The sequence below is a fragment of the Janthinobacterium kumbetense genome (genome assembly GCF_023703445.1).
GTDB lineage: Bacteria > Pseudomonadota > Gammaproteobacteria > Burkholderiales > Burkholderiaceae_D > Janthinobacterium > Janthinobacterium kumbetense.
Genome location: NZ_JAMQGR010000001.1, coordinates 827732 through 841036, shown reverse-complemented (window position 1 = coordinate 841036; position 13305 = coordinate 827732). Strand labels below are relative to the sequence as shown.

Here is a 13305-nt window from a genome sequence, read left to right as displayed (position 1 = left end):
ACTGGTCAGCGGCGTTTTTTTATGTGGCGTCTATGGCGGCAGGCTTACTTGTCGTTTTTCTTTTTCAGCTGGTCGCGCTGCTGCACGTATTCCTGGTAGCTGGTCTGGTTGCGCTTGCGACAGGCGTTGCGGTCGTCAAAATTATTGAGGCTGTTGCAATACTCGCCGATCTTGTCCCGGTTTGCGTCATACAGTACTTCACAGCCAGTAATGGCCAGCAAGAAGGGAATGATCAGATATTTCATTGCTACTCTCATGGATAGGGACGGGATTGCGCGAAAAACACCAGATTGCCCACTGGAAAAGCGGCCAGCTTTATCTTAACGCGATCCTGGCGAAAAGTACAAGCGCTCGGTATTACTTATTAGAAAGGATTACCTGCGCGCGCGCCACTGCATGCTATGGTGGAAGTTTCTCTTACCAGACTCGTCCACAGGCATGCCGACCATCGCCCCCGCCCCCTGCGGCCCGCTGCAGCACCATTTCGACGCCTTGCTGCAAGACGTCTGCGCCAGCCTGGCTGCGCACGCCGGCAACTTGCTGGACGGCATATACCTGTACGGCAGCATCGCCCGCGGCGACGCCACACCGGGCGTATCCGACCTCGACCTGACCCTGGTGCTGCGCCAGCCGCCCACGCCGCCGCAACTGGAAACGCTGGAAGCGCTGCGCCTGGCCCTGCAGGCACGCCACCGGGAAGTACTGAAAATCGATTTCGATATCGGCCACCGTGCCCAGGTGCTGGCGCCGGAGCACCTGTACAGCTGGGGCTACTGGCTCAAGCACCAGTGCCGCTGCCTGTGGGGCGAGGACCTGGCGCCGCACTTTGCGCCGTTCGCACCCTCGCGCGCCATCGCCCAGGCCGTGAATGGCGACTTTGCCCGCGTGCTGGAAGATTATGCGCGGCGCCTCGATGACGAGCGCGACCCTGCCGCCATCGCCCGCCTGCAGCGCGAGGCATCGCGCAAGCTGATCCGTTCCTGCAACCTGCTGCGCCAGGATGGCGATCCCGGCTGGCCCGCCAGCCTGGACGAGCATGCCGCGCTGTTGCTGCACCGCTATCCCGCCATGCAGGCGCAGGCAGCCTATTTTCTTGCCCAGGCCAGGCCCGGCGCCGCGCCGGCCAGCGGCTTTGCGCCGGCGCTGCGCCGATTCACGCAGTGGCTGGTGCAGCAACAGGCGGGCTAGACGCCGGCCTCGTCGTTCAACAGCGGATTGCCGGCCGCAAACGCCGCCAGGTGCTCGAGCAGCACGCGCACGCGGGCCGGCAGGTAGCGCCGCTGCGTCCACACGGCGTACACGTGGCGCGGCTGCGGCATCCAGTCGGGCAGCACGCGCACCAGGCTGCCGCTGGCCACTTCGTCACGGCATTGCAGAAGCGGACACAGCAGGATGCCGATGCCCGCGTCGGCCATCTCCACGGCCAGGCGCATCTCGTTTACGCGCAGGCGCGCCTGCGGTTCGATCACCATTTCGGCGCCGTCGCCGGGCCGCCGCAAGCGCCAGGTGCGCAGCGGTTCGGCCACGATCAGCTCGTGCTTTTCCAGTTCCTGCAAGTCGCGCGGCACGCCGGCGCGCGCCAGGTAGCCGGGCGCGGCCACCATCACCAGCGCGGCGCTGCCCAGGCGGCGCTGCATCAGCGAGGAATCGTCGAGCGAGCCCACGCGGATGGCCAGGTCGGCGCCGCTGCCCACCAGGTCTTGCAGCAGGTTCGACAGTTCCAGCTCCAGGCGGATGTCCGGATACTTCTGCATGAAGCTGACCCAGGCCGGCGTCAGCAAGCCGCTGGCGAAGTTGACGGGCGCCAACACGCGGATGCTGCCCGAGACGGCCGACAGGCTGGCGTCGAGCTGCTGCGTGGCTTGCCGCAGGGCATGGACCAAAGGACGGCACTGCTCGTAGTATTGCCAGCCTTCCGCCGTCGGCTGCAAGCGGCGCGCGCTGCGGTTGAGCAAGCGGTAACCGAGCTGGCTTTCCAGCTTTTGCAGCCGGCGCGTGACGGTCGCGGCGGGCAAGTCTTCCTTCACGGCCGCCGCATGCAGGCTGCCCGCCTCGACAATGGAAACAAACAGGGCTAAATCATCGAGCATGATTGCATTTTCGGAATTTGAAATTAAAAATATGGCTCTAGTATAGATTGCTGCAAGTTGTTACGCTGCCCTTTCCTTACCATTTTGAAAGTGTCCCATGTCCGAAGCCCTGCGTTTGCGTTGCGTATTTGCCTTCCTGATGTCGCTGGTCATGACCCTGCTGATGAGCGCCTGGGTCACCTGGCTCAATATCGGCCTGCAGGCGGACTTCCTGCCCCGCTGGCGCCACGCGTTCTTCGCCGCCTGGCCCGTGGCCTTCTGCGCCGTGATGCTGTTCGCGCCCCGCGTGCAAGTCATCAGCCGCAATATCGTCACCCGGCTGGCGCGCCCGGCACCAGGCTGCCCCGCCTGCGCGGCCGATGGGCCATGTGCGTGCGTCCGCCGACCTTAACCAGCAGTCGGCCACCGGCAGTATCACTCGGTCACTCCTGCCCACGGCCGCCCTGATCCGGGCTATGCTATGGCCGTCCTTGTTCTTACTGCGGAGTGACCATGCTCGACCACGTTTCCCTCACCGTCAGCGACCTGGAACGCGCCGAGCGCTTCTACGACGCCATCTTCGCCGCGCTCGGCGTGCCCAAGGTGGGCAGCGACCATGCCAATGCGTGGATAGGCTATGGCGAGCGCAGCGATGCCGAACACCCCGAACGCAGCTATTTTTCCGTGCGCCTGGGCCCCGCGCCCGGCGACGCGCCGCGCCGCCATTGCTGCTTCAAGGCCCCCTCGCGCGCGGCCGTGGAAGCGTTCTGGCACGCGGGACTGGCGCAGGGCGGCATCGACCTGGGCGCGCCCGGCTTGCGCCACTATCACGCCAGCTATTACGCGGCCTTTTTGTTCGATCCGGACGGCAACCGCATCGAAGCCGTCTGCCACCGCGCCGACGCCGGCTGACAGGACGGGAAATCCACCTCTGTTCGGCATTTCCACTTCGTGACGATTTGCCTATAATGGCTGGCACGCCATACCGGTCCCCGGTCCCTGTATCAAGAAGGAGATTCATGCACCATCTATTCGTCGGCCGCCCTGCGCGCACCATGCTCCTCTCCAGCGCAGGCTTGCTGCTGGCAGGCTGTTTTTCCGGCTGCTCTCTGTTGCCATCGCCCCCCGTCATGCCCGGCGTGCCGGCTACCGCCGCCCTGCCCGACGCCAGCATCGCCTACACCGTGAGCGGCCAGGGCGGCATACCCGTCGTGTTCCAGTCTGGCATGGGCGACGGCAAGGATGTGTGGGCGAAGGTGGCGCCCGAAGTGGCCAAGCAGCACCGCGTGCTCGTGTACGACCGCCCCGGCTACGGCGACAGCAAGAAAACCACCACGCCGCGCGACCCCTGCACCATCGCTGCCCAGCAGCGCGCCCTGCTGGCGCAAGCTGGCTTGAAACCGCCGTATGTGCTGGTCGGCCATGGCTTGGGCGGACTGTACCAGTATGTGTATGCGAGGCTGTACCCGCAGGACGTGGCCGGCCTGGTCTTGCTCGATCCCACGCACCCGCAGCAATGGAACCGCCTGCAGACGGACGCGTCCACCTACGCCATGCTCGTCAAGACGCGGCGCAAGCTGATGTTCAACAGTACGGAATCGACCGAATTTGATGCCCAGACGCAATGTCTGCAGCACGTCGACATGGGCAGCCCGCTGCGCGTGCCCGCCATGCTGCTGGTGCGCGACAAGTTCGGCATCGAGGAAATGGGCTCGTTTGAAAACGTGGTGCGGGCCCAGGAAAAGGATTGGCAGCGCCTGTCCGGCGCGCCAGCCATCGAGCGCATCACGGGCGCCGGCTACTACATCCAGAAGGACAACCCCGTCATCGTCAACGAAGCGATCAAGATGGTGGCGAAGAAGAAATAAAAAAAGGGCAGAGAAATCTGCCCTTTGTCATTCAACAGCCCAACATCAACTATTGAAGCCCTTGCCCTCGCCCGCCAGCTTCACCAGCAGGGGCGCCGGCGTCCACGCTTCGCCGTGGCGGCCTTTCGCATAGCCGGCGATGGTGTCGAGCACATTCGGCAAGCCGACCGTGTCCGCGTAGAACATGGGGCCACCGCGGAACAGCGGGAAGCCGTAGCCCGTCAGATACACCATGTCGATGTCCGACGCGCGCAGGGCGATGCCCTCTTCCAGGATGCGCGCGCCTTCGTTGACAAGCGCATACACGAGGCGTTCGACGATTTCCTGGTCGCTGATCTTGCGCCGCGCCACGCCGATGTCGGCGGAATGCTGGACTATCATGGCGTTGACCTGTTCCGAGGCGTACGCCTTGCGGTCGCCCGGCTTGTAGTCATACCAGCCGGCGCCCGTCTTCTGGCCATAGCGCCCCAGTTCGCACAGCAGATCGGCCGTCTTCGAATACGTCACTTCCGGTTTTTCCACGTAGCGGCGCTTGCGGATGGCCCAGCCGATGTCGTTGCCGGCCAGGTCGCCCATGCGGAACGGGCCCATGGCAAAGCCGAATTTCTCGACGGCCTTGTCGACCTGTTCCGGCAGGCAGCCTTCTTCCAGCAGGAAACCGGCTTGGCGGCTGTATTGCTCGATCATGCGGTTGCCGATGAAACCGTCGCACACGCCGGAAACGACGCCCGTCTTTTTCAGCTTTTTCGACAACGCCAGCGCCGTGGCCAGCACGTCCTTGCCCGTTTCCTTGCCGCGGACGATTTCCAGCAGTTTCATGACGTTCGCCGGGCTGAAGAAATGCGTGCCGACCACGTCTTGCGGGCGCTGGGTGAACGCGGCGATCTTGTCCAGGTCCAGGGTCGAGGTGTTCGAGGCGAGGATGGCGCCCGGCTTCATGACGGCGTCGAGCTGCCTGAACACGGTTTCCTTGACGCCCAGTTCTTCGAAGACGGCTTCGATGACGATGTCCGCCTGCGCGATGTCCGCATACGCCAACGTACCGGAAACGAGCGCGATGCGCTGCTCGGCCTTGTCCTGCGTCAATTTGCCCTTCTTGACCGTGTTTTCATAATTCTTGCGGATGGTGGCCAGGCCCTTGTCCAGCGCTTCCTGCTTCGTTTCCAGCAAGGTCACGGGGATGCCCGCGTTGGCGAAATTCATGGCGATGCCGCCGCCCATGGTGCCGGCGCCGACGATGGCCGCGCTGGCGATGGTGCGCACGGGCGTGTCGGCCGGCACGTCGGGCACCTTGCTGGCGACGCGCTCGGCAAAGAAGGCGTGGCGCAGGGCTTTCGATTCCGGCGACTGCACCAGTTGCATGAACAGTTCGCGCTCGTACTTCAAGCCCTCGTCGAATTTCATCGTCACGGCGGCCGCCACGGCATCGACGCATTTCAGCGGTGCGGGGAACGGGCCGGACATGGCTTTCACGGTATTGCGCGAAAATTGCAGGAACGCTTCGTGGTTCGGGTAATCGACCTTGCGCTCGCGCACTTTCGGCAGCGGGCGCACGTCGCCCACTTTCGTGGCGAAGGCCACGGCGGCGGCCAGCAAGTCCGCGCCGGGCGCGATGACTTCGTCGAACAGGGCCGTGCCGGCCAGTTTTTCCGACGCCACGGGCGTGCCCGAGACGATCATGTTCAAGGCCATTTCCAGGCCCAGCACGCGCGGCAGGCGCTGCGTGCCGCCCGCGCCCGGCAAGATGCCGAGTTTGACTTCAGGCAAGGCCATCTGCGCGCCAGGCGCGGCCACGCGATAGTTGCAGCCCAGCGCCAGCTCCAGGCCGCCGCCCATGCAGACGCTGTGGATGGCTGCCACGACTGGCTTGGTCGATTGCTCGACGACATTGATCAAGGTGTGCAGCGTTGGTTCCGTGAGCGCCTTGGGCGAATTGAATTCCTTGATATCGGCGCCGCCCGAAAAGGCCTTGCCGGCGCCCGTGATGACGATGGCTTTGACGGCGTCGTCCGCCAGCGCCTGGCGGATGCCGGCCACGGCGGCCGTGCGCGTCGCCAGGCCCAGGCCGTTGACGGGCGGGTTGGCCAGGGTAATGACGGCAACGGCGCCGTTCACTTGATATTCAGCACTCATGTCTCTTCCTTGTTGGTCTATAGGTTTTTGCTTGGCGATGAGGTGGTTGCAAGGGATGAAGCTGCACTATACCGCATAAAAGAACGCTCGTATTATTTTTGTCGTGCGCGCGCCGGCGCCAGCATGGTACGCCATGGTACAACATCATTTGCGGAAAGATTCTGCTGCATGCAGCAAGGTCCAGTAGAAGCTATCACTTGAATATTCATTTAAATAATAAAAGCACAATAATAATAACGCCGTTTTATTATGTAAGAAAATACGTTTGTTATATGCCGGCATGGGCCAATTACGACAGTTTTTACATTATTTATTCCCGCCCCTTGTTTTTCGCCAGATGCTGGGGAATAATAAAATTGTTGATACAAATCAATACTCTACAATTTATCTACAATAAGGCATACCGCAGGAAAAACACTGGCGGCCGTTCTGCGCGCACATTCTCACCGATTATCACCAGATGTCGACCGCGGCAATAACATTGCTGCCTTTTATGGATAGCAGTAAAAGTAATAGCAGCGGCATTATCGTTCCCATTCCTCTTCTCACCCCGAAGGAAATACTATGGACGCAGCCAGCCATGTCAGCCACTCCCAGGATCTGGACTTACAAGCGATAAATACTGCATTGAACCGTGTCCAGGCCGTGATCGAATTCGAACTCGACGGCACCATCCTGCATGCGAACGACAATTTCCTGCGCGTCGTCGGCTATACCCTGGCGGAAGTACAAGGCAAGCACCATGCCATCTTCTGCGACCCCGAATATGTCAAGACGGATGAATACAGCAACTTCTGGGCCAAGCTGGGACGCGGCGAGTTCGACCATGGCGAATACAAGCGCCGCGCCAAGGATGGGCGCGAAGTGTGGATCAACGCGTCCTACAACCCCATCCTCGACGCTGACGGCAAACCGTATAAGGTCATCAAGTTTGCCACCGACATCACGGCCACCAAGCGCCGCAACGCCGATTACGAAGGCAAGATCGACGCCATCAGCAAGGCCCAGGCCGTGATCGAATTCCGGCTCGACGGCACCATCCTCGACGCCAACGACAATTTCCTCAAGTCCGTCGGCTACACGCTCGACGAGATCAAGGGCAAGCATCACCGCATGTTTTGCCTGCCCGACTACGCCAACAGCGACGACTATGCGCAGTTCTGGCACAAGCTGGGGCAAGGCCAGTTCGACGCGGGCGAATACAAGCGCGTCACCAAGGACGGCCGCGAAATCTGGCTCAATGCCTCGTACAACCCCATTTTCGATACGGAAGGCCGGCCCTTCAAGGTGGTCAAGTTCGCCAGCGACGTCACCGCCCTGAAAAAGCGCAACGCCGAGTACGAAGGCAAGGTCAGCGCCATCGGCAAGGCGCAGGCCGTGATCGAATTCGACATGCAGGGCAATGTGCTGGATGCGAACGACAATTTCCTCGCCGTCATGGACTATGACTTGAGCGATATCAAGGGCGAGCACCACCGCATGTTTTGCGAACCCGAGTATGCGAGCAGCGCCGAGTACAAGAAATTCTGGCAAAAGCTCAACCGCGGCGAATTCGACGCGGGCCGCTACAAGCGCCTGGGCAACCACGGCAAGGTGGTGTGGATACAGGCCACCTACAACCCCATCCTGGACCTGAACGGCAAGCCGTATAAGGTGGTCAAGTTCGCCATCGACATCAGCGAACAGGTGAACCTGGAAAACAGCATCCAGTCCAAGGCCGCCAACGACAGCCGCAAGGTCAATGCCTTGCTCGAGTCGGTGGCGCGCGCGGCGCAAGGCGACCTGACCTGCAATATCGTGCCCGAGGGCGACGAGCCGATCGACCTGCTGGCCGGCGGCATCAGCAAGATGATCATCGACTTGCGCGGCGTGATCGGCAACGTGGTGTCGGCGGCGAACGGCTTTGCCGACGCCTCGCACGCGATCGCCGAACGGGCCACGGGCGTGGCCGTGGGCACGCAGGCGCTGGGCGCCACGGTGGAAGAAATGAACGCCTCCATCGACGGCCTGACCTTTTCCATCAATTCCATCGCGGAAAACACCTCGAACGCCGATTACCTGGCGAAAGCCACGCAGCAGGAAGCGGAAGCGGGCGCGCGCGCCGTCGCCAAGTCGATCGAGGCGATGGACTTGATCAACCGCTCGTCGGAAGACATCGGCGAAATCGTCAAGGTCATCAGCGAAATCGCCAACCAGACCAACATGCTGGCCTTCAACGCGGCCATCGAGGCGGCGCGCGCGGGCGAGCACGGGCTGGGCTTTTCCGTCGTTGCCGACGAGGTGCGCAAGCTGGCCGAGCGCTCCTCGCAGGCAACAAAAGAAATTTCCAAGCTGATCAACGAATCCGTCAAGCGCGTCTCGACAGGCAGCGAGATTTCGCGCCAGGCCAGCGACGCCTTCGACAAGATCGTATCGGGCGTGGCGAAGACCACGCTGGCCATCTCGGATATCTCGAAGGCGGCCAACGAGCAGCTGCTGACGGCGCGCGAAGTATCGACGGCCATCCAGTACATCGCCGAGGAAACGGAAAAGTCGGCCGCCAACTGCGACAGCATCGCCCGCTCGACGGATGGCTTGAACGAGCGCGCGGGCAGCCTGAACCAGACTGTCTCCGGCTTCGTGGTGTAGGCCATGAGCCACGCGGCCACCTTGACGCCCGAGGTGCTGACGACCCTGATCGCGCTGGTGCGTCAGCATACGGGCATCGCCATGACGGCACGCAAGAGCGTCTTGCTGGAGCGGCGCTTGCAGCCACGGCTGCAGGCGCTGTCCCTGCACAGCTACCAGGCTTACCTGGACCGCGTGGCCAGCGACCGCGACGAGGTGGCCTATTTCATCGACCTGGTGACCACCAACGACACCCTGTTCTTCCGCACGCCGTCCATCTGGGATTACTTCCGCGACCGCTACCTGCCCGCCTGGGCCCGCGCGCATCCGGGAGGCTGCCTCGCCATCTGGTCGGCGGCGGCCGCCAGCGGCGAAGAACTGTATTCGATCGCCATGCTGTGCGAGCAATTCAAGCTGCAGGCGCCCGCCTTCCGCTACCAGATCCTGGCCAGCGACATTTCGCAGCAGATCCTGGGCGCGGCGCGGGCCGGCCAGTACAGCGGCCGCTCCGTCGAGCGCATCCGCCTGTCGCATCCGGACTTGCTGCGCAAATATTTCACGCCCGCACCGTATGGCGTCAAGGTCAACGAGGAGTTGCGCCAGCACGTCAGCTTTGCCCAGCACAATCTGCTGGAAGCGCTGCGCCCGGCCCAGCGCTTCGACCTGGTCTTCCTGCGCAATGTGCTGATTTATTTCGACGCCGAGCACCAGGAAACCGTGCTGCGCCAGGCGCGCCTGAGCCTGAAGGAGGAGGGCCGGCTGATCCTGGGCGAGTCGGAAACCATCGCCCGCCTCGGCACCGGCTATCAATTCGAGTTTCCCATGATTTATAAGGCGGGTACCGCATGAGCATCATCATCGAGCATAAGCTGCCACTGCAACATGTTGGCATGGGGCAACTCAGCGTGGGCACGCAGGGCGAGCAGCTGCAAGCCTTGCTCGGTTCCTGCATCGGCATCGGCTTCATCTGGAAGAATGGCCCGTGCTGCGGCCTGGCCCACTGCCTGCTGCCGGAAGCGCCCGGTACCGCCGGCGCCCCTGGCGCTCCGAATGCACGCTATGTGAGCCAGGCCGTGCCCTCGCTGCTGCGCCTGATGGGCGTGCGCCAGGCCGATTACGCCGATATCGAAGTGGTGCTGGCGGGCGGCGCCAGCATGTTTGGCCCCGCGAATGGCCATGGGCGCCTGCAGGTGGGCCGGCAAAACGCGGAAGCGGCGCAAAAATACCTGGACCAGTGCGGCTTGTCGGTGAGTTTTTGCGCGCTGGGCGGCCGCCACGGGCGCCAGTTGCTGATCGATTGCGCCCGGCACAGCTATGCCGTCACCGATGTGGTGGCGCAACCCGAATTGATTCCACGCAAGGAAGGCGCATATGGATATGCATGAAGCAACGGGCTTGCAAGCGCAGGGCGCCAGCGACACGGCCACCGAACTGTTCGGTTCCTTCCACCTGGGCGACGATGAATTCGCCCTGCCCGCCAGCTGCATCCGCGAAGTGGTGAACTACCCTGCCAAAGTCACCGCCCTGCCCCTGTCGCCCGCCTACCTGGAAGGCATGTTCACCTTGCGCGGCAGCGTCATTCCCGTGGTCAACCTGGGCCGCTTGTTCCGCGCCGACGCGCCGCGCGCCGTGGCCACGGACAAGATCGCCATCCTCGACTTCCAGCAAGTGCTGATCGGCATCGTTTTCCAGGATACGGGCGAAATCCTGCGCGTGCCCGCCAGCGCCCGCAGCGCCCTGCACTATGCGGCCGGCGACAGCCACGCCGTCATCGCCGGCACGATCCTGCAGGACGGCGGCGCGCGCCTGCTGCAGGTACTCGACCCGCACGCCCTGCTGCGCATCGAAAACGTGCCCCACGTGCTGGCCCTGCAGGCGACGGGCGCCAGGCTGAGCACGTCCCGCTATCACGCGCAAAGCGAACGCCGGCAGTGCGTCAGCTTCCATGCGGCGGGCGCCACGTTTGCCTTCGAAATGCTGGCCATCCAGGAAATCATCCGGGTGCCGGAACTGCACAGTTCCCTGCTGAACAGCGAACTGTGCCTGGGACGCATGCATTTTCGCGGCAGCCAGGTGGCCGTCGTCGATTTCGGCGCCCTGCTGCAGGCTGGCGAGCCCGGCAAGGCAGCCACCGGCGACCAGCGCATCATCGTCGTGCGCCTGGAAGACACGACCGTGGGCTTCCTCGTCGACTCCGTCGACAGCATCGTGCATTTCTTTGGCGACGAAGTGCTGCCGATTCCCCTGCTGAGCAAGGCGCGCGCCGCCATGTTTGCCGGTTGCATCACGAAAGAAGGCCTGGGCGACATCATTTTCCTGGACCACAAGGAAATCCTGTCGCAGGCGGAGATCGTCGAGATGCGCGACGGCCACGCGCGCCTGTACCCCAGCGACCCGGAAACGGCCACCGCCGCCACGCGCAAGGCGCAGCGCCGCGTCTACATCACGTTTACGGTGGAAACCCGCTTCGCCGTGGAAATCGGACAAGTGCGCGAAATCATCGATTTCAGCGGCGCCATCACCACGCCGCCGGGCATGCCGGCCTTCATGCGCGGCATGCTGAACTTGCGCCAGCAAATGATCAGCATCATCGACTTGCGCCAGCTGTATGCGATGCCGGCCTTGCCGGACGCCAGCGCGGGCAAGATCCTGATCGTGGAACGGGGTGACGAGCGCTACGGTTTTCTCGTCGACCATGTCGATAACATCATGACGATTTCCGACAGCCAGCGCTTTGCGGCGCCGCAAATCATCCGCACGGGAGAACATGACGACTTGCGCAGCGAAATGGATGAAATGATCGATATCGGCACGGATGCGCAGCGCCAGACCCTGTCCGTCTTCCAGTGCGATCATTTGCTGGAAAAACTGGGGTCGGCGCTGCCGCAGGCGGCCTAGGCTGGATTACATCCCCGGCAGCTTGTGCCCCTTGAACTGCTCGCGCAGCTTGTTTTTCTGGATCTTGCCCGTGGCGCCCATGGGCAAGGCGTCGATGAACAGCACGTCGTCCGGCGTCCACCACTTGGCGATCTTGCCTTCGAAGAATTGCAATAGCGCATCGCGCGTGACCGTCATGCCGGGACGCAGCACCACCACCAGCACGGGGCGCTCGTCCCATTTCGGGTGGAACACGCCGATGCAGGCCGCCTGCAGCACGGCCGGGTGCGCCATGGCCAGGTTTTCCAGGTCGATGGTGCCGATCCATTCGCCGCCCGACTTGATCACGTCCTTGCTGCGGTCCGTGATCTGCATGTAGCCGTCCCCGTCGATGGTGGCCACGTCGCCCGTGGGGAACCAGCCATCCTGCAACACCTCGCCGCCCTCGTTCTTGTAGTACGAGGAAATGATCCACGGCCCTTTCACCAGCAAATGCCCGTAGGCCACGCCATCCCACGGCAATTCCTTGCCATCGTCGTCGACGATCTTCATGTCCACGCCATAAATCGCATGGCCCTGCTTTTGCAGGATCTTGCGCTGCTCCTCCTTCGGCAAGTCCAGGTGCTTGGTCTGCAAGCCGCCGGCCGTGCCCAGCGGCGACATTTCCGTCATGCCCCAGGCGTGGATGACCTCGATGTCGAACTTGTCGATCAGGGTATCCATCATGGCGGGCGGGCACGCGGCGCCCCCGATCACCGTGCGGCGGAAAGTGGAAAACTGCAAGTTATTCTGCAAGGCGTGATTGAGCAAACCCAGCCAGACGGTGGGTACGCCGGCCGAGAACGTCACCTTTTCCGCCTCGAACAGTTCATACAGCGACTTGCCATCGAGCGCCGCGCCGGGAAACACCATGCGCGCGCCGGACAGGGGCACGGAGTACGGCAAGCCCCACGCATTCACGTGGAACATGGGCACGACGGGCAACACGGTGTCCGAAGCGCGCACGTTCAGGGCGCTGGGCATGGCCGACGCGTACGCGTGCAGCACGGTCGAGCGGTGCGAATACAGGGCACCCTTGGGGTTGCCCGTCGTGCCCGACGTGTAGCACAGGGTGGCGGCCGCATTTTCGTCGAACAGGGGCCAGGCGTAATCGTCGGAATGCGTGGCGATCAAGTCTTCATAGCACAGCAGGTCGGGAATCGTGCTGCTGGCGGGCATGCGGTCGCGGTCGCACATCAGCACGAAGTGACGCACGAACGTGCAGTCGGCGGCGATTTTCTCCACCACGGGCAAGAAGGTCAAATCGAACAGCAAGACCTGGTCTTCGGCATGGTTCGAGATGTAGGCGATCTGGTCGGGGAACAGGCGCGGATTGATGGTGTGCAGCACGGCGCCCGAGCCGGACACGGCATAATAGGCTTCCAGGTGGCGGTAGCCATTCCAGGCCAGGGTGGCGACCCGGTCGCCCATGCCGACGCCGAGGCCATGCAAGGCGTTCGCCAGCCGGCGCGCGCGCTGGTGGCAGTCGCGGTAGGTGTAGCGGTGCATATCGCCCTCCACCCGCCGCGAAATGATTTCGCTGCCTCCATAATGACGCGCTGCAAACTCGATAATGCTGGAAATCAGCAGGGGCTGATTCATCATCTGGCCCATCACTGGACTCAAGGGAAATGCCGACATCGTGTCTCCTGGGTTGGATACTCGGTTATTGTTGGAATTTAAAGATTTTCCTTAGTTTCGTACGGTCGTGC

Annotated in this window: 12 protein-coding genes; 8 read left to right on the top strand and 4 right to left on the bottom strand. The window is 62.8% G+C overall.

Going from position 1 to position 13305, the window contains the following annotated elements:
- Nucleotides 1-44 precede the first annotated feature (44 nt).
- Entirely contained in the window at nucleotides 45-245 is a 201-nt protein-coding gene (locus NCG91_RS03735) for a hypothetical protein (protein WP_077404762.1), read from the bottom strand.
- A gap of 193 nt (nucleotides 246-438) precedes the next feature.
- Here NCG91_RS03735 and NCG91_RS03730 point away from each other — a divergent pair, with 193 nt between their 5' ends.
- On the top strand, nucleotides 439-1188 hold the full coding sequence (locus tag NCG91_RS03730; RefSeq protein ID WP_251348623.1) for a nucleotidyltransferase domain-containing protein: 750 nt from the start codon (nucleotides 439-441) through the stop codon (nucleotides 1186-1188).
- Here the strand turns inward: NCG91_RS03730 and NCG91_RS03725 are convergent.
- Nucleotides 1185-2090 carry a LysR family transcriptional regulator gene (locus tag NCG91_RS03725; RefSeq protein ID WP_251348622.1) on the bottom strand — a complete coding sequence of 302 codons (906 nt, stop codon included), beginning with the start codon at nucleotides 2088-2090 and terminating at the stop codon, nucleotides 1185-1187. The two genes, NCG91_RS03730 and NCG91_RS03725, sit on opposite strands and share 4 nt — an antisense overlap.
- Nucleotides 2091-2187: 97 nt before the next feature.
- Here NCG91_RS03725 and NCG91_RS03720 point away from each other — a divergent pair, with 97 nt between their 5' ends.
- From NCG91_RS03720 to NCG91_RS03710, 3 genes are all read left to right on the top strand, one after another.
- Complete coding sequence (locus NCG91_RS03720) at nucleotides 2188-2481, top strand: DUF2798 domain-containing protein (RefSeq protein WP_251348621.1); 294 nt, start codon at nucleotides 2188-2190, stop codon at nucleotides 2479-2481.
- 101 nt (nucleotides 2482-2582) lie between these two features.
- Nucleotides 2583-2981, top strand: coding sequence for a VOC family protein (locus NCG91_RS03715; RefSeq protein ID WP_099667886.1), 399 nt, complete (start codon nucleotides 2583-2585; stop codon nucleotides 2979-2981).
- Nucleotides 2982-3088: 107 nt separating this feature from the next.
- Complete coding sequence (locus tag NCG91_RS03710) at nucleotides 3089-3937, top strand: alpha/beta fold hydrolase (protein ID WP_251348620.1); 849 nt, start codon at nucleotides 3089-3091, stop codon at nucleotides 3935-3937.
- A 45-nt stretch (nucleotides 3938-3982) separates the two neighbouring features.
- On the opposite strand, the gene NCG91_RS03705 is transcribed toward NCG91_RS03710, so the two are convergent.
- Nucleotides 3983-6070 (bottom strand): 3-hydroxyacyl-CoA dehydrogenase NAD-binding domain-containing protein, encoded by a 2088-nt coding sequence (locus NCG91_RS03705; RefSeq protein ID WP_251348619.1) that lies wholly within the window; start codon nucleotides 6068-6070, stop codon nucleotides 3983-3985.
- Nucleotides 6071-6697: 627 nt separating this feature from the next.
- Here NCG91_RS03705 and NCG91_RS03700 point away from each other — a divergent pair.
- Genes NCG91_RS03700 through NCG91_RS03685 form a run of 4 tightly spaced genes read left to right on the top strand, consistent with a single transcriptional unit; the run spans nucleotide 6698 to nucleotide 11575 of the window.
- Nucleotides 6698-8698, top strand: coding sequence for a methyl-accepting chemotaxis protein (locus NCG91_RS03700; RefSeq protein ID WP_251348618.1), 2001 nt, complete (start codon nucleotides 6698-6700; stop codon nucleotides 8696-8698).
- Between the two features lie 3 nt (nucleotides 8699-8701).
- Nucleotides 8702-9526: a CheR family methyltransferase gene (locus tag NCG91_RS03695; RefSeq protein WP_251348617.1), complete on the top strand. Its 825-nt coding sequence runs from the start codon at nucleotides 8702-8704 to the stop codon at nucleotides 9524-9526.
- Nucleotides 9523-10062, top strand: a complete 540-nt coding sequence (locus NCG91_RS03690; protein ID WP_251348616.1) for a chemotaxis protein CheD — start codon at nucleotides 9523-9525, stop codon at nucleotides 10060-10062. Before NCG91_RS03695 ends, NCG91_RS03690 begins: the two co-directional genes overlap by 4 nt.
- Nucleotides 10049-11575 carry a chemotaxis protein CheW gene (locus NCG91_RS03685; protein WP_251348615.1) on the top strand — a complete coding sequence of 509 codons (1527 nt, stop codon included), beginning with the start codon at nucleotides 10049-10051 and terminating at the stop codon, nucleotides 11573-11575. The genes NCG91_RS03690 and NCG91_RS03685 overlap by 14 nt, the downstream gene beginning before the upstream one ends.
- Before the next feature lie 6 nt (nucleotides 11576-11581).
- Here the strand turns inward: NCG91_RS03685 and NCG91_RS03680 are convergent, their stop codons facing one another.
- Nucleotides 11582-13234, bottom strand: coding sequence for a 3-(methylthio)propionyl-CoA ligase (locus NCG91_RS03680; protein ID WP_285817010.1), 1653 nt, complete (start codon nucleotides 13232-13234; stop codon nucleotides 11582-11584).
- Nucleotides 13235-13305 lie beyond the last annotated feature (71 nt).

Excerpts from the sequence above, each read along its gene's own strand:
- NCG91_RS03705 (WP_251348619.1), bottom strand. The coding sequence starts at position 6,070 with ATGAGTGCTGAATATCAAGTGAACGGCGCCGTTGCCGTCATTACCCTG.
- NCG91_RS03710 (WP_251348620.1), top strand. The coding sequence starts at position 3,089 with ATGCACCATCTATTCGTCGGCCGCCCTGCGCGCACCATGCTCCTCTCC.
- NCG91_RS03695 (WP_251348617.1), top strand. The coding sequence starts at position 8,702 with ATGAGCCACGCGGCCACCTTGACGCCCGAGGTGCTGACGACCCTGATC.
- NCG91_RS03725 (WP_251348622.1), bottom strand. The coding sequence starts at position 2,090 with ATGCTCGATGATTTAGCCCTGTTTGTTTCCATTGTCGAGGCGGGCAGC.
- NCG91_RS03690 (WP_251348616.1), top strand. The coding sequence starts at position 9,523 with ATGAGCATCATCATCGAGCATAAGCTGCCACTGCAACATGTTGGCATG.
- NCG91_RS03720 (WP_251348621.1), top strand. The coding sequence starts at position 2,188 with ATGTCCGAAGCCCTGCGTTTGCGTTGCGTATTTGCCTTCCTGATGTCG.
- NCG91_RS03730 (WP_251348623.1), top strand. The coding sequence starts at position 439 with ATGCCGACCATCGCCCCCGCCCCCTGCGGCCCGCTGCAGCACCATTTC.
- NCG91_RS03715 (WP_099667886.1), top strand. The coding sequence starts at position 2,583 with ATGCTCGACCACGTTTCCCTCACCGTCAGCGACCTGGAACGCGCCGAG.
- NCG91_RS03735 (WP_077404762.1), bottom strand. The coding sequence starts at position 245 with ATGAAATATCTGATCATTCCCTTCTTGCTGGCCATTACTGGCTGTGAA.
- NCG91_RS03685 (WP_251348615.1), top strand. The coding sequence starts at position 10,049 with ATGGATATGCATGAAGCAACGGGCTTGCAAGCGCAGGGCGCCAGCGAC.
- NCG91_RS03680 (WP_285817010.1), bottom strand. The coding sequence starts at position 13,234 with ATGTCGGCATTTCCCTTGAGTCCAGTGATGGGCCAGATGATGAATCAG.